Raw genomic sequence first — 19,568 nt, 5'->3', positions numbered from 1 at the left:
TGGCCGTTCCCTGTTCGCAACGGTAATACTCTTGTTACCGTCCTGCCTCCATGCAGCATAGGCGAACTGTTGCCAGATGCAACAGTTCGCCTGCATTTTACTCTTTTACCACATCAATAAAGTACTTCACTTCACCATCGATGGTTTCCCGTACTAAACCGTGCACGTCGGTTTCAAAGCCCGGGAACTCGCTGTTAAAGGCGCGGGTGAATTTCAGATAGTTGATAATGGTTTTATTAAAGCGCTCGCCCGGTACCATCAGTGGAATTCCCGGTGGATAAGGCGTCACCAGCATGGCAGTCACGCGGCCTTCAATATCATCAATCGATACCCGCTCAATTTCGCGGTGCGCCATCTTGGCCCAGGCATCTGCCGGGGTCATAGCGGTATCAATTTGCGACAGGTACATCTCCGTTGTGACCTTGGCTACGTCATACTTGCGATACATATTGTGGATGCGCTGACACAGATCACGCAGGCCAACTTTCTCGTAGCGCGGGTTCTTGGCAGCAAACTCCGGCATGACCCGCCACATTGGCAGGTTTTGGTCATAGTCGTCTTTAAATTGCTGCAGTTCGGTCACCATCGAGTTCCAGCGCCCTTTGGTAATACCGATAGTAAACATAATAAAGAACGAATACAGACCGGTCTTCTCGATAATAATACCGTGTTCAGCCAGATACTTACTAACGATGGCCGCCGGAATACCGGTATCATCAAACTGGCCTTGCAGGTTCATGCCCGGTGTAATGATAGTGGCCTTAATCGGATCCAGCATATTAAAGCCGGATTCAATTTCACCAAAACCGTGCCAGCTGTCCTGCGCGTGCAGTACCCACTTCTCGCGGTTACCAATGCCCTCCTCCGGCAAACGATCCGGACCCCAGACTTTAAACCACCAGTCATCGTCACCAAACTCGGCATCAACCTTGCGCATGGCACGGCGAAAATCGATCGCTTCCAGTAGGCTTTCTTCAACCAAGGCTGTACCGCCTGGTGGCTCCATCATTGCGGCCGCGACGTCACAGCTGGCAATAATGGCATATTGCGGGCTGGTCGAGCTGTGCATCAGGTAGGATTCATTAAACCGGTGGGTGTCCAGGCTGCGCTTTTCGGCATTTTGCACCAGGATTTGCGACGCCTGCGATAAACCGGCTAACAGTTTATGCGTCGACTGGGTCGAGAACACCAGGGTGTCTTCTGAGCGCGGCCGATCTTTACCAATGGCATGCATATTATGGTAGAACTCATGGAAGCTGGCATGCGGCAGCCAGGCTTCATCAAAGTGCAGCGTATCGATAGTCGAACCCAGCTCCTGCTTAATTTCTTCCACGTTATACAAAATACCGTCATAGGTACTCTGGGTAATGGTCAGGATACGTGGCTTTTTATTTTTCGCATTGCGGGCAAAGGGATTAGCCTCAATCTTTTTCGCAATGGCTTCAGGTGAAAACTCGCTTTTCGGGATCGGGCCGATAATGCCGTAATGGTTACGGGTTGGCATTAAAAATACCGGAATGGCACCGGTCATAATTATCGAGTGCAGAATGGATTTATGACAGTTACGATCCACCACGACGATATCACCCGGCGCGACCACTGAGTGCCAGACCATTTTATTCGAGGTTGAAGTACCGTTGGTGACAAAGAATAAATGGTCAGCATTAAAGATCCGCGCCGCATTGGCTTCGCTCTCTGCTACCGGGCCAGTGTGGTCTAACAGCTGACCTAACTCATCCACCGAGTTACAGACATCGGCACGCAGCATATTCTCACCAAAGAACTGATGGAACATCTGCCCCACCGGACTCTTTAAAAAGGCGACACCGCCAGAGTGACCCGGACAGTGCCAGGAGTATGAGCTGTCTTCAGCGTAATCCATTAAGGCAGTAAAAAACGGTGGCGCTAATGCATCCAGATATTTACGTGCTTCTCGGATAATATGCCGCGCCACAAACTCCGGCGTGTCTTCAAACATATGAATAAAGCCATGCAGCTCGCGCAGAATATCATTCGGGATATGCCGGCTGGTGCGGGTTTCGCCATACAGAAAAATCGGAATATCGGCGTTACGTTTGCGCACTTCTTTGATAAAGGCGCGCAGCTCGGTCAGCGCCGTGCTGACTTCCTGCTCGCTGCCACTGCCAAACTCTTCATCATCAATCGACAAAATAAAACAGGAGGCGCGGCTGGCTTGCTGGGCAAAGGCGGTCAGATCGACATAGCTGGTATAGCCAATGACTTCAAAACCATGGCTGCCGATAGCTTCAGCCAGATCACGGATCCCTGAGCCTGAGATATTCTCAGAGCGAAAATCTTCATCTATTACAATGACCGGAAAACGAAATTTCATCAGTTAATCCTTAGTTCTTCTGCGCCAGTTTTTGCCGCGCTTTTAACAGCCGCTCGCGCTTATATTTCTGCAACGCGGTTTCAGTGTTCTTTTTGGTCGGGGTAAAGGGGTTTTCACCTTCACGGAATTCAATGCGGATTGGCGTGCCCATCATTTGCAGCGCCTTGCGATAATAATTCATCAGATAGCGCTTGTAGGAATCCGGCAGATCTTTTACCTGGTTACCATGAATCACCACAATAGGCGGATTGTAACCACCGGCGTGGGCATATTTTAACTTCACCCGCCGTCCGGCAACCATTGGCGGCTGGTGATCTTCCTGCGCCATTTTCATAATCCGCGTCAGCAGCGAGGTACTGACCCGCTTGGTAGCAGAATCAAAGGCTTCTTCCACCGACTCAAACAGATTGCCGACGCCAGAGCCATGCAAGGCCGAAATAAAGTGCAGCCGGGCAAAGTCGATAAAACCTAAGCGCCGGTCCAGCTCACGTTTTATTTCGTCTTTGACATTGTCGTTCAGGCCATCCCATTTATTCACTGCCAATACCAGTGAGCGACCGGCATTAAGCACAAAACCGAGGATACTTAAGTCCTGATCAGAAATGCCCTGGCGCGCATCCAACACCAACACCACCACGTTGGCATCTTCAATCGCCTGCAGGGTTTTCACCACGGAGAATTTTTCTACCATATCGTCAATCTTGCCACGACGACGCACGCCAGCGGTATCGATCAGCGTATAGTCACGGCCATTGCGCTGCATAGGGATATAAATCGAATCGCGGGTGGTGCCCGGCATGTCATAAACTACCACCCGCTCTTCACCGAGGATGCGGTTGGTCAGCGTCGATTTACCGACATTCGGCCGGCCAACAATCGCCAGTTTAATATGCTCGGAACGTAAGCGCGCGGCTTCAGCCTCGGCTTCTTCCTCTGTCATTTCTTTAAAATCGGCCGATTCGGCAAACTCAGCGTCTTCCTGGGCTTCGCCATCCACTGCGGAGGGCAGCTGCTGCTGTAAAAACGGCAATAATGCCAGTTGCAGTAATGAGGTGACACCGCGACCATGCGCCGCAGCAATCGGATAGACCTCACCCAAACCCAAACTATAGAAATCCGCGACTGCAGTATCGGCATCCAGCCCGTCAGTTTTATTCGCCACCAAGAACACCGGCTTTTCGACTTTACGGATATGCGCCGCAATAGCCGTATCACCCACAGTGGCACCGGCACGGGCATCGACCATAAACAGCACCACATCCGCTTCAGCAATGGCCTTTAATGACTGCTCCGCCATTTCCACTTCAATGCCTTGTTCATTGCCATCGATACCACCGGTATCCACCACAATAAACTCCATGCCTTCAAACTTTACCGTGCCATATTTGCGGTCACGGGTTAAGCCAGGAAAGTCTGCCACTAAGGCATCACGGCTGCGGGTTAAGCGATTAAATAACGTCGATTTGCCAACATTGGCGCGCCCTACCAGGGCCACAACAGGTAACATGGTGTCAACCTCAAAAAATAACAAAACAGGCCTGACTCAGGCCTGTTTTCAGTTTAAATACGCAACCCGCCTGTATTAAGGCGTTTGCAGAACGGTCAGCTCGCCATCGCGGGTACTGATCACCAGTACCTCATTGTTGCTGACCGGCTCACGGAAAAAGCCGGAGCTGTCAAAACTCTGCCGGGCGACAAAATCACCACTGTTACGATCTAACCAGTGGAGATTGCCTTTATTATCACCCACCACCAGGTAGTCTTTATAGACCGCTGGCCCGGTCAGGAAATGACGGTGTAAACCGGTTTGGCTCCACAGTTCAGTACCATTGCGCCGATCGATGGCATAAATCCGGCCTTCAGAATCCACCAGATACAACACCGTACCCTGTACTGTCATATTGCGGAAACTGGCATAATCGCGCTTCCATAGCTGCTGACCACTGCGCAGATCCAATGCAAATAGTTCACCATTAAAGGCTATAGTATAGATGGTTCCGGCGATGACGATCGGCTTGGCATCAACATCGACCAGACGGGATAAATCTGTGCTGCCTTTTGGCGTAGCAATGTTTTCTTCCCACGCCTGGAAACCACGATCGACTACCAGTACGCCAACCCGGCCATTAGCAGTGCCATAAACCACACCACCGCTATCGATGACTGGTTCGCTAACACCACGGATAGTCAGCGGCGGTTGCTCGTTTTCAAAAATCCAGCGCTGCTCACCATTGTCAGGGCTTAAACCAATCAGCGAGCCGGTACCCAGCTTAACAACTACAAAACCATCACCGACAGCCGGACTGACCAGCACTTCGCCCGGAACCTGTACCCGCCAGGCTAAGGCACCGGTTTCGGCATTCAAGGCCACCAGATCACCATTTTCGGTACCCAGATAAATATTACCGAAGCCGTGACTAATACCACCCGCAATCCGTGCATTATCAGCACTGAAGCGCTGTCTTAGTTTCTGTAACGTCGATAAGGTATCGTCCTTACGCAGGTCGAAGGTCCATAATCTTTTACCGGAACTCAGCTCAAAGGCCACAACCAGACCTTCACGACTGGCCATGTAGACTTTGTCATTCAGGATCAGTGGTTTTAACCCTGACTCATAATGCGCAACGCCGTTACCGACCTGAGCACTCCAGACCTCACGCGGTTTGATCTGGTTCTCTACTTCAGGCAGTACCAGCTTCTCTTTACTTGAACACGCCAGCAAACTGAAGCTGAACAGGACAACTGCCGCCTGTTTTACCGAAAATCTCATGCCTGCCCCTTAATTCGCTGCAGAGATGTGCGCCAGCTCATCCAGTTTAATTTGTAACAGCTGGGTATTCTGACCGGCATTATCAAACGCCAGCTGATAGGCTGCTTTCGCCGCCACTAAATCACCGCTTTGCTGCAAAATATCGCCTTTAAGTTCTGCTTGCGCCGCAGCAAAGCTGGCAGGCATCGCCTGATTGACAGTCGCCAGTGCCGCGGTCAGATCACCAGTTTCGCGCTGAATACGCGCCAAACGTAACTGAGCGATGGCCTTGACGCTACTGTCTTTGCTGTTCTGTACTACCCAGCTTAGCTGCTGGCTGGCCAACGCCAGATCACCTTTAGCAACAGCTTCTTTTGCAGTGAGCAGGGCAGCAAAAATGGCATAATTGTTGGTGCCCTGAGCGCTGATAAAGCTTTGCGCCTGAGTTAACCAGGCATCGTCACTGCTTTGTTGTTGCAATAACTGGCTGTAGCTGCTGGATAAGGCTTCGGCACTGGCGCGCTGCTCTGCCTGATAGTAACGCCAGCCGTAGAGTGTCGCCAAACCAATAACCACACCACCGACTATGGCTTTGCCGTATTCGTTCCAAAAGCGTTTAATGGCCTCAACCTGTTGTTCTTCGCTATTATAAATTTCCACCTAACTACTCCGTATACTTTCAGGCCAGCTGCTGAGCCAGTTCACTCAGCTTAAGCGTTTGTTGTGGCTTGTCTTCGCGCAGCCATTTAACGGTAATTTCCTGCCGCGCCAGTTCTTCATCACCTAAAATCAGGGCTATGGCTGCGCCTGACTTGTCTGCTTTCTTAAATTGTTTTTTCAGGTTACCGCCACCGCAGTGCAAGATAACACGTTTTGCCGGTAACTCGCTACGCAGCCTTTCGGCAACACTTATGGCGGCAAGTTCCGCAGTTTCACCCATTGCCAGCAGATAAATATCCGCTTGCGCCGGTAAATCCGGGGCCAGGTTCAGGCTTTGCAGTAACAGGATTAACCGCTCCAGCCCCATCGCAAAGCCCACCGCAGGGGTCGCTTTGCCACCCAGTTGCTCAACCAGACCGTCATAACGACCACCGGCACAGACGGTACCCTGAGCGCCCAGCTCAGTAGTGACCCATTCAAATACCGTTCTGTTGTAATAATCCAGGCCGCGCACTAAGCGTGGGTTAATCACAAACTCAATACCTGCCGCCGTTAAACGCTGCTGCAAGGAGGCAAAATGCGCTGCGGATTCTTCGTCCAGGTGCTCTGCCAGTTTTGGTGCCTTGGCTAACACCTCCGCCAGCGCCGGATTCTTGCTATCCAGCACCCGCAGTGGGTTGCTATACAGCCGGCGCAAGCTGTCTTCATCCAGCAAATCTTTATGTTGTTCCAGGTAAGCTACTAACTTATCGCGATAGGCGGCACGGGCCTCGTTGGAGCCGAGTGAGTTTAGTTCCAGTTTCACATACGGCGTTAAACCCAGTTTTTGCCAAATCCGCGCCGTCAGGATAATTACTTCAGCGTCAATATCCGGGGTGGCAATACCAAAGGCTTCCAGCCCAAACTGATGAAACTGGCGGTAACGACCTTTTTGCGGCCGTTCGTGGCGGAACATCGGGCCGGTATACCACAGCCGTTGTTCCTGATTGTACAGTAAACCATGTTCGTTGCCGGCGCGGACACAGCAAGCGGTACCTTCTGGGCGCAAGGTTAGGCTGTCACCATTGCGATCAGTAAAGGTATACATTTCTTTTTCAACGATATCGGTGACTTCACCAATTGAACGTTTAAACAGCTCGGTCATTTCGACGATCGGGAAACGGATTTCGCTGTAACCATAACTGGCAGCCGTGTCGCGCAAGGTCGTTTCTACATATTGCCAGAGGGCACTGTCCTGCGGCAGGCAGTCATTCATGCCGCGAATTGCCTGAATTTGCTTTGACAAAATTTTGCTTCCATTAGGGGGGCGCCGCAGCGCCCAGATGCAATAGGTTAATAAAAAAGCGTGATTATAATCGGTAGTGGCTGAAATGTCGCCCTAGACTTGCTTTACCGCGATCCGCTGCTGCAAATACTGCCGCACCTGCTGCTCGAGTTGTTCAGCGATATTGTCGTTATCAAGTCGCAGTTTCTGGCGCTCGCCATTGAGGTAAAAGCCGCTTTTTTTACTGGCACCGGCCACACCTAAATCCGACACCAAGGCTTCACCCGGACCATTGACCACACAGCCAATTACCGAGACGGTCAGTGGCTCCACCACATCTTCCAGCCGCTGCTCCAGCTCGTTCATGGTTTTAATCACATCAAACTCCTGCCGCGAACAACTGGGGCAGGCAATAAAGTTTATGCCGCGCGAGCGGATACGCAGCGACTTCAGAATATCAAAGGCCACTTTGACTTCTTCCACCGGATCAGCAGCCAGCGAAATGCGCAGCGTATCGCCAATGCCTTCCGCCAGCAGCATACCTAAGCCAATGGCTGACTTCACCGCACCAGCACGGGCGCCACCCGCTTCCGTAATCCCTAAATGCAGTGGTTGTTTAATTTGCTGCGCCAGCAAACGATAAGCACCTACTGCTAAAAACACATCTGACGCTTTAACACTGACTTTAAACTGATCAAAGTTCAGCCGATCGAGAATATCAACATGCCGCATTGCCGAATCCACCAGGGCTTCCGGTGTTGGCTCGCGGTACTTCTCCTGAATATCGGCTTCCAGCGAACCGCCGTTGACGCCGATGCGGATCGGGATATTGTGATCACGCGCCGCATCGACCACAGCGCGGATCCGATCTTCACGACCGATATTGCCGGGGTTAATCCGTAAGCAGTCGACACCGTATTCAGCAACTTTCAAAGCGATGCGGTAATCAAAATGAATATCTGCTACCAATGGGATCGGCGATTGCTGTTTGATCAGCTTGAAGGCCTCAGCCGCTTCCATAGTTGGCACTGATACCCGCACCAGATCGGCGCCGGCCGCAGCAATAGCACGGATCTGCGCCACGGTCGCGTCAACATCGGTAGTACGGGTATTGGTCATTGATTGTACGGCGATAGGCGCATCGCCACCGATCAATACATTGCCGACCTTAATCTGCGTGCTGGGCCGGCGTTTAATTGGATTTTCTGCAAACATTAATCAGGTTGTCCTGGCAAAGTGAACTTGGCGACGCGATTCCCGGGAAAGCGGGACATATCATAGGGCTGCTGATTTAACTCAATACTCACCACCCCCGGATTGCCCAGCGTAATCACGAATGGCGCTTTAGCATTCAGTTCCATTACGTAGCCGGCTTGTTTGGTGCCGTAAGCGATGCGCTCGCCATTGGCATCGACCACATCAATCCAGCAGTTGTCAGTAAAGGTCATCTTCAATACATCTAAACCGGCATTGCGGCTATCGCCAAAGCTTTCCGTCGCCGCCGGCTCCTCTACCGCTGGCTGAGACAATGCCAGTAGTTGTTGCTGCGTCGCTACCGGCAGTTGCGCCAGATCAGCCACTAACTGTTCACTGCTGACATTGCCGCTATCTTGTTCTGGTACAGGTTCATTACTAAGCTCAGTTGTCGGCTCCGACGTCGGCACAACCATCTCGGTAGGTACTGTGACGACTGCGGCCGGATCCGACGGGTTACTGGCTGCCTGACTATTCAAGGCGTCTGCGACACTCAGACCGCTGTCGCGGGCACTCTGCCAAAACCACAGCGCCAATGACAACATAATGATCGAGACAATGAGCCAGGTTAGCCACATAAAGCGTTTTTCTGTGCGTTGTCGTGCTGAGCGGTTGGAGAAAGTACGCATCTGCTTTACCGGCGCGCTTTTTACCTGATGCTGTTGCTCAAACTGCTGCAATAGCGGCTGCGCTGGCAGTTTTAAAAACCGGGCATAGGCTTTTAAATAGCCGCGCATAAAAGTCGGTAAAATGCTGCTGTCTGGCTGATCATCTTCCAGGCTACGCAGCACTTCAACCCGAAGATTCAGTTGCTGCGCAGCTTGCTCCAGACTGAGCTGCCGCTGTTCGCGTTCCTGGCGTAAAATTTGACCAACACTTAATTCCTGTGCCGGAGTGACATCATTCTGATTCATTATTAATAGTTGCCGGATCCACGATATATAAACGTTGGCCGATCGACAGGCGACTTTCTTCTGTCAGATTATTCCAGGCCATAAAACGTTCGAGACGAATATTATAACGGTATGAGATGGCAAACATGGTATCGCCCTCTGCTACCTGATGAAAATAATTATCAACGGGTTGTGCTGCGGCCAAACGAACCGGCGGTGCACTGGGTTCTGGCGGCGCATCATTGGGCCCCAGATAAATTTTTTGTCCGACTCTAAGCCGTGATTGCTCAGTCAGATGGTTCCATTCTAACAGCCGGGCTAACACAATATTATATTGTACCGAGATACTATGTAACGATTCGCCCTCGGTGACCAAATGCACCGGCACCTCCGCAGCAGCTTCAGCATTGGTATCGGCATACTGCAGACCGCTGCTGCTATATGCTGGCGCCGCGACTGCGGCTTCAGACTCAGGGACGGCATTGCTGGCAGCAGGTTCCGCTAAGGTAAGTTGTGTTGTCGTCTCTACATTAGCAGGGTTAGTGGCAGGCGGTGTAGCAGGCACCTCCGGCTCTGGCTGAACGAGTTCACGTTCTTCCGGCAAAGCAGCAGGTTGGGCCAAGGCTTGTACTTGTTGCTGCTCAGTAAAAGTTGCCGGGGCTGGCCCGGCCTGGACGCTTGGTTCTGGCCGGCGGTTCTGATTTGGCTCGGCTACCTGTTGCTCCTTCGCCACTACAGTAGCGGGTTCAGCGACTTTGCGTCGGATCCGCAGTTGTGGATTGGCGACCGGTTGATTCCCCGCCGCTTTAGCGTTATCCGACTGCACTGCCGGTAGAAAATCCGCCAGCAGATGTTGCTTATAACGCTCACGTAACTGTTCAAACTCGCTTTCAAGCAAGCGTTGTTGCAGTAACAGCCGCGCTTCGTTGCTATCAATATACAACGTCAGCAACAACTGCTCGGCGTGTTTCATCGTCGACAGATCGCCCTGTTTCTCTGACACCAGATAGTTCAGCAAGGTGCTGCGCGCCGATACCCGCCCTAAGCGCTGGATCCGTTGCAAATCGGCTTTCGCATCCTGCAAATTCCCCATCGCGTAATTGACCGAGGCACTGTTAATCAGCGCTGTGATACGGGTACCATTATGACTTAGCGACGACGCCAGGAAGTTACGGGCGCGTTCAAAACCATCTTGTTCTAACTGACATAAGGCCAGGTTTTCGTAACTTTCGGCGACACGGATATACCCGGGTTTAGCGATAGCCGTCAGCAGCAAACGTTCGGCGTCTTCGAACTTGCCAATCTGACATAAGAAGGCACCATAGTTGTTGTAGGCGTCAGCATTATTGGCATCACGGGCAATGGCTTGCTTGTAGGCATTTTCTGCCTGCACATGCTCACCTACCGTTTGATAATAAAAAGCCAGAGCGTTATACACCTCTGGCAAATTAGGGGCCATAGTCCGGGCACGCTCCAGATTGAACAGTGCCTGGGTGCTATCACCGCGACGCAAATAGTTTAAGCCCAGTGAAATACGGGTTTTAGCCGCTTCAGTGTTATCCACATTGCGCTGCGTGACCTGGCGGTCATTCGCCACATAAGTGCTCTCTGACACACAGGCCGAGAGTAAACACAATGCCGTCAGCGCGGTTACCACAGGAAGTTTCTGCATTACCACTGGCCATCCATTTGTTGTTATTGCAGCACTTTTACCGCTATGTTCTCGCCTTTTTGCTGCTTTTTCAGTAAACGTTTCGTCCGGTCGATCACATCGCCCACCAGCTGTCCGCAGGCGGCGTCGATATCATCACCGCGGGTTTTACGTACCATAACAGTAAAACCGTGTTCTTGTAAGACCTTGTTAAAGCGATCAATCCGTGAATTGCTGGAGCGCTTATACGGCGAACCCGGATACGGATTGAATGGAATAAGATTAATCTTAGATGGCGTATCTTTCAATGCTTTAGCGAGTTCATGCGCCTGATCAGTGCTGTCATTGATGCCTTCCAGCATCACATATTCCACCGTGACCTTATCATTGGCCTTAGAATGCTCAATATAACGCCGCGAGGCCGCCAGAAATTCTTCCATTGGGTATTTTTTGTTTACCGGCACCAGCTCGTCGCGCAGCGCATTATTCGGCGCGTGCAACGAGATCGCTAAGGCCACATCAATCTTTTCACGCAGTAAATCCAGGGCAGGTACTACACCTGAGGTACTGAGCGTGACCCGACGCTTGGATAAGCCAAAGCCGAAGTCTTCCATCATCAGTTCCATCGCCGGCACCACGTTGTTCAGATTGAGCAGAGGTTCACCCATGCCCATCATCACCACGTTAGTGACCGGTTTTTCACCGGTATCACCAAAACTGCCGATAATCTGTGATACCCGCCACACCTGACCAATGATTTCTGAAACACTGAGGTTACGGTTAAAGCCTTGCTGCGCCGTGGAGCAGAAGGAACAGTCCAGCGCACAACCCACCTGCGACGACACACAAAGGGTACGACGATCTTTTTCCGGGATCCAGACGGTTTCCACCTCCTGACCGCCTTCCAGCGCCATCACAAACTTGATGGTGCCATCAGCACTGTCCTGACGGGTGGCCACGACCGGCGCTTTAATCACGCAGCGTGCCTTTAACAGATCGCGGAGTTTTTTGTTGATATTGGTCATTTTGTCGAAATCATCGACACAGAAGTGATAAATCCACTTCATCACCTGATCAGCGCGGAATGGCTTTTCGCCAAGACTGACAAAGAACTCTTGCATTTGCGACCGGGTCAGGTCCAGCAAATTGACGACTTCGGGGGTGTTGCTCATGCCAGTAAACTCCAGCTAACCAATATCAACAAAAAACTTTCTTCCTGCAGTGCTTAATGCACTAAGGGGGCTGCTGCCCCCTTAGTCTCTTTGCAGACAGCTACCGGATTAACGGGTACGGCTGCACAGCTCAGCGTCAGTGAAGAAGTAGGCAATTTCACGGGCTGCAGAAGCCGCAGCGTCTGAACCGTGTACCGCATTCTCATCGATGCTGGCAGCGAAATCCGCACGTAAAGTACCGGCTAAAGCATCTTTCGGGTTAGTGGCACCCATGATTTCACGGTTCTTACGTACAGCGTCTTCACCTTCTAATACCTGTACCATTACCGGGCCAGACGTCATAAAAGATACCAGCGCGTTGAAGAATGGACGCTCTTTGTGCTCAGCGTAGAAACCTTCAGCCTGTTCCCGGCTTAAGTGTAACATCTTGGCAGCAACAATGCGCAGGCCAGCGGCTTCAAAGCGGCTGTAAATTGCGCCGATCAGATTCTTCGCTACGGCATCCGGCTTCACGATAGAGAAAGTACGTTCTAAGGCCATGTCAGGCTCCTGTTAGTCTAAAGGGTTAAAATTTTGGGCGGCAAAGTATACGCTAAAATCGAAAAAAAACCTAATGCCCTTCGCTAACCATATTGACGGTATATTTTGGAATTTCGACTACCAGATCTTCATCGGCAATAATAGCCTGACAGCCTAAACGTGATTCCGGCTCTAAACCCCAGGCTTTGTCCAGCATATCATCCTCCAGCTCGTCACTCGGATTTAGCGAGTAAAAGCCCTCGCGCACGATCACATGACAGGTGGTACAAGCACAGGATTTTTCGCAGGCATGCTCAATCGCGATACCGTTTTTCAACGCCACATCCAATACCGTCTCACCGCTTTTGGCTTCAAGTGCCGCCCCTTTAGGGCACAACTCTGGATGGGGTAAAAATACGATTTGGGGCATGTTAGACCTCGTCGACTTTATGACCCTGCAGCGCCAGCCGGATCGATTTATCCATCCGTCGTGCCGCAAAATCATCGGTTAATTGGTTAGTGTGTTCGATCGCGGCTTTAATGGCTGCCGTATCGCCTTGCTGTTTCAGCTCCGCTAGCTGGCGTAGTGCCTCGCGGATGGTGGTTAATTCATGTTCGTTCAGTAGTGAGGCATCAGTGGCCAGCGCGGCACTGACCGCTTCCAGCACCCGCTCCGCTTCGACTTGCTGCTCACGCAATAAGCGCTGCTGCATATCCTGCCGTGCATATTGCATCGAGCCACTAATCATCTGCGCCACCTGATCATCAGTCAGGCCATAAGAAGGCTTCACCTGAATATTGGCCTGCACGCCGGTGGATTTTTCCATCGCACTGACGCTAAGCAAACCATCGGCATCGACCTGGAACGTGACGCGGATATGGGCACCGCCAGCCGGCATCGGCGGAATACCGCGCAGTTCAAAGCGGGCCAGTGAACGGCAATCTTCGACCAGCTCACGCTCGCCCTGTACCACATGGATCGCCATCGCCGTCTGACCATCTTTAAAGGTGGTAAATTCCTGCGCCCGCGCCACCGGGATCACGGTATTACGCGGGATAATTTTTTCGGTCAGGCCACCCATGGTTTCAATGCCCAGCGACAGCGGGATCACATCCAGCAGCAGGGTTTCATTATCGGCCTTATTGCCAACCAGTACATTGGCCTGAATCGCCGCGCCAATAGCAACGACCTGATCCGGATCAATGGAGGTTAATGGCTCAGTACCAAAAAAAGCTGCCACTTGTTGACGTACCAGGGGCACCCGGGTTGAACCACCGACCATTACCACTTTTAACACCTCATCGGTAGTTAAACCGGCATCGCGTAAACTCTGGCGGCAAGCACGGATGGTTTGCTTAACCAGCGGGCTAATCAAATCTTCGAATTGCTGGCGGCTTACATTGCCACTTAGCTGCTGGCCGTCAGCACTAAAGCTGTAATCGGTGATCTCGCTGTCTGTCAGCCGCTCTTTAATGGCTTTGGCTTGTTGCTGATATTGCCGGCGGGCACTGGCCGACAGGCTGTGCTGGTCATGTTGCTGCTGCAAAAAATTCACCAGCGCCTGATCAAAATCATCACCGCCCAGTGCCGAATCGCCGCCGGTTGCCAGCACTTCAAACACGCCACGCCGTAAGCGTAGAATTGAAATATCAAAGGTACCACCGCCCAGATCATAAACGGCGATAATGCCTTCCTGCCCAGAATCGAGGCCATAAGCCAGCGCCGCTGCCGTCGGCTCGTTTAACAAGCGCAACACATTAAGACCGGCCAGTTTGGCGGCATCTTTGGTAGCCTGACGCTGGGCATCATCAAAATAGGCTGGCACCGTAATAACGACACCATTAAGCTCACCGCCGAGGGTTTGACTGGCGGTATTAGCCAGGGTAGCCAGAATTTCTGCAGAGACTTCCACCGGGTTTTTCACGCCGGCAGCCGTTTCAATCGCTACCAAGCCGCTTTGTTCAATCAGCTGATAGGGTAATTTTTCGTTCAGCGCCAGCGTTTCCTGATAGCCTTTGCCCATCAGACGCTTTACCGACACTATGGTATTTTCCGGATCACTGACGGCGGCCGCGACGGCTGCGGAGCCCACCACAACCTGCGCTGCACCATATTGCACCACTGAGGGTACCATCGCCTCACCCGCCTGATTCAGCAGTACTTTGGCTTCGCCACTGCGGACTGTCGCCACCAGCGAGTTGGTGGTGCCCAGATCAATACCGGCAGCCAATTTATGTTGATGCGGCGCCGCGCTCTGGCCCGGCTCGGCAATTTGTAATAACGCCATAATGAATTCAGTCTTGTAGTTGCTGTTCGATTAACTCCAGCTCTTGCTGCAGTTTGTAGAAGAATTTTAGCTTACGTACCAGTTCTGCTGCCAGCTGATCCTGCTCTGCCGTAGTAGCAGCCAGAGCCTGATGTAAGTCTTTGAGTAAGGCTTTGCGTTGTTGCTGTAACTGCTGTTCGATTGCAAACAGTGCCTGCTCGGGATCCGGCTCGGCCGATAATTCAGCCAACTGCTCACGCAATTCCATTTGTTGCATTAAAAACTCTGGATCGGTAAAGCTGCGTTGTTCGTTACTGAGCTTAATACCGCGCAGCGCCAGCATGTGCTCAGCGCGGAGCAGCGGGTGTTTCAGGCTGTGATAAGCATCGTTAATATTGGCGGTTTGCTGCACGGCAAGCAGCCGATCCCGCTCTGAACCGGCGGCAAAGTTATCCGGATGAAACCGCTTTTGCAGTGCCAGATAGCGCGAGCCCAGCTCTGCCAGATCCAGTTCAAACTGTTCTGGCAGATCAAACAACTGAAAATAGTTCATCGTGCCTCAGTGCCTGACTTATACCGTGAAGCTTTCGCCGCAACCGCACTCGCCGTTAACATTCGGGTTGTTAAATTTGAAGCCTTCGTTCAGACCTTCTTTAACGAAATCCAGCTGAGTACCGTCGATATAGACCAGACTTTTGCCATCCACCACCAGCTTTAAGCCGTGATCTTCAAACACCTGGTCATCTTCGTTCAGCTCATCGACAAATTCCAGCACATAGGCCAAACCAGAACAACCGGTAGTTTTTACGCCAACCCGTAATCCGACCCCCTTGCCACGGTTCTGTAGAAAACTACTGACCCGCTCAGCTGCCGCCGCTGTCATAGAAATCGCCATCTGGCCTTAGCCTCCGCGCTTCTGTTTGTAATCAGCGATTGCAGCTTTGATGGCATCTTCAGCCAGGATTGAGCAGTGAATTTTTACCGGCGGCAACGCCAGTTCCTGCGCAATGTCGGTGTTTTTGATCTGCTGGGCTTCGTCCAGTGTCTTACCTTTAACCCATTCGGTTACCAGTGAACTGGAGGCAATAGCACTGCCACAACCATAGGTTTTAAACTTGGCATCTTCAATGATGCCTTGTTCATTAACCTTAATTTGCAGCTTCATTACGTCACCGCAAGCAGGCGCGCCGACCATACCGGTGGCAACACTGGGATCATCTTTAGCGAAAGAACCAACGTTACGCGGGTTTTCGTAGTGATCAATTACTTTGTTACTGTATGCCATGATAATTACCTCTTTGCTGGTGTGCGCTTAGTGCGCGACCCAGGCTACAGTGTTTAAATCAATACCGTCTTTGTACATATCCCACAGCGGCGACATTTCGCGCAGCTTGGCGATAGCTTCATGTACAATTTTAATGGTGTGGTCAATCTGCTCTTCAGTAGTAAAACGGCCGATACTAAAACGAATTGAACTGTGTGCCAATTCATCTGACAGCCCCAGAGCCCGCAGCACATAAGATGGCTCTAAGCTGGCAGAGGTACAGGCTGAACCTGAAGACACGGCGATATCTTTTAGCGCCATAATCAGCGACTCACCTTCAACATAGTTAAAGCTAACGTTAGTAATATTCGGTACCCGAGCTTGGGCATCACCGTTTAAAAATACCTGTTCAATATCTTTAATGCCGTTCCACAAGCGGTCACGCAGTGCGGTGATCCGCTGCTGCTCTGCGGCCATTTCTTCTTTGGCCAGGCGGAAGGCTTCACCCATCGCAACGATTTGGTGTGTCGCCAGGGTGCCTGAACGCATACCGCGCTCATGACCACCACCATGGGTTTGTGCTTCTAAACGAATCCGAGGCTTACGACGCACGAACAGAGCGCCAATACCTTTAGGGCCATAGGTTTTATGACCAGAGAACGACATTAAATCGACTTTCAGCTGTTGCAGGTCAATCTCAACCTTGCCGGTGGCCTGAGCGGCATCAACATGGAAAATAATACCTTTACTGCGACACAGTTCACCTATTGCCGCAACATCCTGCACCACGCCAATTTCGTTATTCACCATCATAATGCTGACGACAGTGGTATCCGGGCGCATGGCTTGTTCTAATTTAGCCAGATCAACCAGACCATTGGCTTCCACGTCCAGATAAGTCACTTCAAAGCCGTCACGCTCTAACTGGCGCATAGTATCTAACACCGCTTTGTGTTCGGTTTTGACGGTGATCAGGTGTTTACCTTTTTTATGGTAGAACTCGGCAGCGCCTTTAATCGCCAGGTTATTCGACTCGGTCGCGCCTGAGGTAAAAACGATTTCGCGCGGGTCGGCATTGACCAGCTCCGCAATTTGACTGCGGGCAATTTCTACCGCTTCTTCAGCTTGCCAGCCAAAACGATGAGAACGTGACGCCGGATTACCAAACTGGCCATCCATTGTCAGGAATTGCATCATTTTCTCAGCAACCCGCGGATCAACCGGGGTAGTCGCAGCATAGTCTAAATAAATGGGTAGCTTCATTGTTGGCTCCGTGTTGCGCTTACAGCTGACAGCTGACTTCGATATCAGTTGCCGGATTCTTTACTTTACGGCTTTGTTGCAAAGCGGTTTGCCGCACTTCTTCCTGATTGACCAGCTCTTCAAGGCTGATATTGGTCAGGAAGTCTTCAATTCGATGACTTAGATTGCTCCACAGGGTGTGGGTCAGACAACGGGCACCGCCATGACAATCTGACTTGCCCTGACAGCGGGTGGCATCAACTGACTCATCTACCGCCGCAATCACTGCAGAAACAGAAATTGCCGCCGCCGGCAGACCTAACTGATAGCCCCCGCCCGGGCCTCGCACACTACTGACCAGGCCCTGCTTACGTAAACGGGCAAATAATTGCTCAAGGTAAGACAATGAAATACCTTGCCGCTCAGAGATATCAGCTAGCGGTACTGGGCCTTTGACAGCGTGCAAAGCCACGTCCAGCATGGCGGTAACAGCATAACGGCCTTTGGAGGTTAAACGCATAGTCAACTCCTGTTGCAGAATGCTGCTATTGTACATTCCTGACTATTTTAGTCAAGTATAAACCCGACTAAAACAGTCAGGTATTAAGCGCCGCTAGTTTCATCTTCTTTACGCCGCTGCTCGGCGGCACGTTGTTCGGCCAGTTTAAATTCGGCTTCGTCAATCTTCACTTGCGGCAGCTCAGAACAGACATTCCCCCCCAGCTGATTGACGCTCTGGCACAGCTCGGTAACCTTGTTATCCAGAAAATGGATATGATCCAATAAACTTCCAATCGCATTAGCCACCGGATCCGGGTTATCTGCCGACACCGCATAAGCATCAAAGCCAAACTTCTTCGCCAGTTGTTGCCGCTGCGCTGAGGTTTCAGCGTCCGTCTTGGCAACAATCCGCCCCGGAATACCGACCACAGTACAACCCGCCGGCACATCTTTTACCACCACGGCATTCGAACCGATACGGGCATTTTCACCAACATATAAGGGCCCCAACACCTTGGCGCCGGCGCCAATCACTACACCTTTCCCCAGGGTCGGATGGCGCTTGCCAGGGCTCCAACTGGTACCGCCTAGTGTCACGCCATGATACAGGGTACAGTCATCGCCAATTTCTGCCGTTTCCCCGATCACTACACCCATACCATGATCGATAAAAAAACGCCGGCCAATCCGCGCGCCGGGATGGATTTCAACGCCCGTTAACCAGCGGCCAATAGTACTTAACCAGCGCGCCAGCCATTTCCAATTCGCCCGCCATAATTTATGACTCAGCCGGTGTAGCCAGATGGCATGTAAACCCGGATAGGTAGTTAATACCTCAAAAGTACTGCGCGCCGCCGGATCGCGATCAAATACACTGCGAATATCTTCTTTGATACCGGAAAACATGCCAATTACTCCTTGTGAGTAGTCTGATCCACTTTTTCCAACCGCAACATCGAGGTCAGGATACCGCGTAAAATATTGTATTCGGCTTCCTCCGGCCGCGCCCGGGTAAACAAGCGACGCAACTTGGTCATCACTACACCTGGATGTTGCTTGATAATAAAGCCGGTATGCGTCAGCGCCGTTTCCAAATGCTGAAAAAAGTTTTCCATTTGTAGCGACGTCGGATAAACCGCGAGATCACTTTCCTGCGTCTGTTGCTGCGAAGCTAAATACGCCATGCGTACTTCGTAACAAAAAATCTGTACCGCCATCGCCAGATTCAGTGAGCTGTATTCCGGATTGGCCTCGATACAAACATGGTAGTTACACAGCTGTAATTCTTCGTTACTCAAACCATTACTTTCGCGGCCAAATACCAGCGCCACCGGTGCTGTCGCAGCTTGCTGCACGGCTTTGATACCGCATTCGCGGCTGGATAACATCGGCCAGCTTAGGGTACGGGAGCGGGCGCTGCTGCCTATCACCAGCGCACAATCAGCAATGGCTTGTTCAAGGGTGTCAAAGGTTTTGGCTGCAGCCAGAATTTCACTGGCACCGGCCGCCAACGCATAAGCCTGCCCATCCGGTGCCGTCTTTGGTGCTACCAGACACAGTTGCGATAAGCCCATGGTTTTCATGGCTCGCGCCACTGAACCGATATTACCCGTATGCGTGGTGCCAACTAATACGACTTTAATCTGATCTAACATAGGACAACCTGCACTAAAAAGGTCGGCTATTCTAACATAGCCATTGGGTATTGTAGATTGAAATTTAGCAGTCTAGCCACCCAAATCGTCAGAAGTAAGCCATTGCCAAAAGCCGCTGCATTTC

General features: G+C 51.5%; 19 protein-coding genes. All 19 read right to left on the bottom strand.

The genetic code is table 11. The features are described 5' to 3' along the window. Positions 1 to 97 precede the first annotated feature (97 nt). The 19 genes from AGRI_RS14525 to trmJ all read right to left on the bottom strand — a co-directional run bounded on the left by AGRI_RS14525 (position 98) and on the right by trmJ (position 19,444). Positions 98 to 2,353, bottom strand: coding sequence for an arginine/lysine/ornithine decarboxylase (locus tag AGRI_RS14525; protein WP_008985642.1), 2,256 nt, complete (start codon positions 2,351 to 2,353; stop codon positions 98 to 100). Positions 2,354 to 2,363: 10 nt separating this feature from the next. Beyond that, positions 2,364 to 3,860: a ribosome biogenesis GTPase Der gene (gene der, locus AGRI_RS14520; RefSeq protein ID WP_008985641.1), complete on the bottom strand. Its 1,497-nt coding sequence runs from the start codon at positions 3,858 to 3,860 to the stop codon at positions 2,364 to 2,366. Between the two features lie 75 nt (positions 3,861 to 3,935). Further along, positions 3,936 to 5,123, bottom strand: a complete 1,188-nt coding sequence (bamB, locus tag AGRI_RS14515; protein WP_008985640.1) for an outer membrane protein assembly factor BamB — start codon at positions 5,121 to 5,123, stop codon at positions 3,936 to 3,938. 9 nt (positions 5,124 to 5,132) lie between these two features. Next, complete coding sequence (locus AGRI_RS14510) at positions 5,133 to 5,762, bottom strand: YfgM family protein (RefSeq protein WP_008985639.1); 630 nt, start codon at positions 5,760 to 5,762, stop codon at positions 5,133 to 5,135. Between the two features lie 19 nt (positions 5,763 to 5,781). Further along, on the bottom strand, positions 5,782 to 7,047 hold the full coding sequence (gene hisS / locus AGRI_RS14505) for a histidine--tRNA ligase (protein ID WP_008985638.1): 1,266 nt from the start codon (positions 7,045 to 7,047) through the stop codon (positions 5,782 to 5,784). A gap of 93 nt (positions 7,048 to 7,140) precedes the next feature. Beyond that, positions 7,141 to 8,241, bottom strand: coding sequence for a flavodoxin-dependent (E)-4-hydroxy-3-methylbut-2-enyl-diphosphate synthase (gene ispG / locus AGRI_RS14500; RefSeq protein WP_008985637.1), 1,101 nt, complete (start codon positions 8,239 to 8,241; stop codon positions 7,141 to 7,143). Then, positions 8,241 to 9,194 (bottom strand): RodZ domain-containing protein, encoded by a 954-nt coding sequence (locus AGRI_RS14495; protein ID WP_008985636.1) that lies wholly within the window; start codon positions 9,192 to 9,194, stop codon positions 8,241 to 8,243. The genes ispG and AGRI_RS14495 overlap by 1 nt, the downstream gene beginning before the upstream one ends. Beyond that, entirely contained in the window at positions 9,181 to 10,845 is a 1,665-nt protein-coding gene (gene pilW / locus AGRI_RS14490) for a type IV pilus biogenesis/stability protein PilW (RefSeq protein ID WP_008985635.1), read from the bottom strand. Before pilW ends, AGRI_RS14495 begins: the two co-directional genes overlap by 14 nt. Positions 10,846 to 10,868: 23 nt before the next feature. Then, entirely contained in the window at positions 10,869 to 11,996 is a 1,128-nt protein-coding gene (rlmN, locus tag AGRI_RS14485; RefSeq protein ID WP_008985634.1) for a dual-specificity RNA methyltransferase RlmN, read from the bottom strand. 108 nt (positions 11,997 to 12,104) lie between these two features. Continuing rightward, entirely contained in the window at positions 12,105 to 12,536 is a 432-nt protein-coding gene (gene ndk / locus AGRI_RS14480) for a nucleoside-diphosphate kinase (protein WP_008950043.1), read from the bottom strand. Between the two features lie 70 nt (positions 12,537 to 12,606). Then, positions 12,607 to 12,945, bottom strand: a complete 339-nt coding sequence (gene fdx, locus AGRI_RS14475; RefSeq protein ID WP_008985633.1) for an ISC system 2Fe-2S type ferredoxin — start codon at positions 12,943 to 12,945, stop codon at positions 12,607 to 12,609. Between the two features lies 1 nt (position 12,946). Beyond that, positions 12,947 to 14,803, bottom strand: coding sequence for a Fe-S protein assembly chaperone HscA (hscA, locus tag AGRI_RS14470; protein ID WP_008985632.1), 1,857 nt, complete (start codon positions 14,801 to 14,803; stop codon positions 12,947 to 12,949). A 7-nt stretch (positions 14,804 to 14,810) separates the two neighbouring features. Beyond that, positions 14,811 to 15,335 carry a co-chaperone HscB gene (gene hscB / locus AGRI_RS14465; RefSeq protein WP_008985631.1) on the bottom strand — a complete coding sequence of 175 codons (525 nt, stop codon included), beginning with the start codon at positions 15,333 to 15,335 and terminating at the stop codon, positions 14,811 to 14,813. Positions 15,336 to 15,353: 18 nt separating this feature from the next. Continuing rightward, complete coding sequence (gene iscA, locus AGRI_RS14460; RefSeq protein WP_008985630.1) at positions 15,354 to 15,677, bottom strand: iron-sulfur cluster assembly protein IscA; 324 nt, start codon at positions 15,675 to 15,677, stop codon at positions 15,354 to 15,356. A 6-nt stretch (positions 15,678 to 15,683) separates the two neighbouring features. Then, positions 15,684 to 16,067: a Fe-S cluster assembly scaffold IscU gene (iscU, locus tag AGRI_RS14455; RefSeq protein ID WP_008985629.1), complete on the bottom strand. Its 384-nt coding sequence runs from the start codon at positions 16,065 to 16,067 to the stop codon at positions 15,684 to 15,686. 27 nt (positions 16,068 to 16,094) lie between these two features. After that, positions 16,095 to 17,309 (bottom strand): IscS subfamily cysteine desulfurase, encoded by a 1,215-nt coding sequence (locus tag AGRI_RS14450; RefSeq protein WP_008985628.1) that lies wholly within the window; start codon positions 17,307 to 17,309, stop codon positions 16,095 to 16,097. Between the two features lie 19 nt (positions 17,310 to 17,328). Next, complete coding sequence (gene iscR, locus AGRI_RS14445) at positions 17,329 to 17,808, bottom strand: Fe-S cluster assembly transcriptional regulator IscR (protein WP_008608983.1); 480 nt, start codon at positions 17,806 to 17,808, stop codon at positions 17,329 to 17,331. Positions 17,809 to 17,891: 83 nt separating this feature from the next. Beyond that, positions 17,892 to 18,695 (bottom strand): serine O-acetyltransferase, encoded by an 804-nt coding sequence (gene cysE, locus AGRI_RS14440; RefSeq protein ID WP_008985627.1) that lies wholly within the window; start codon positions 18,693 to 18,695, stop codon positions 17,892 to 17,894. A 5-nt stretch (positions 18,696 to 18,700) separates the two neighbouring features. Next, complete coding sequence (gene trmJ / locus AGRI_RS14435; RefSeq protein ID WP_008985626.1) at positions 18,701 to 19,444, bottom strand: tRNA (cytosine(32)/uridine(32)-2'-O)-methyltransferase TrmJ; 744 nt, start codon at positions 19,442 to 19,444, stop codon at positions 18,701 to 18,703. Positions 19,445 to 19,568: the final 124 nt, after the last annotated feature.

The organism is Alishewanella agri BL06, assembly GCF_000272005.1.
Taxonomy (GTDB): Bacteria; Pseudomonadota; Gammaproteobacteria; order Enterobacterales; family Alteromonadaceae; genus Alishewanella; species Alishewanella agri.
Note: the sequence above shows the minus strand (reverse complement) of the source record. Positions and strands in the feature narration are given on the sequence as shown.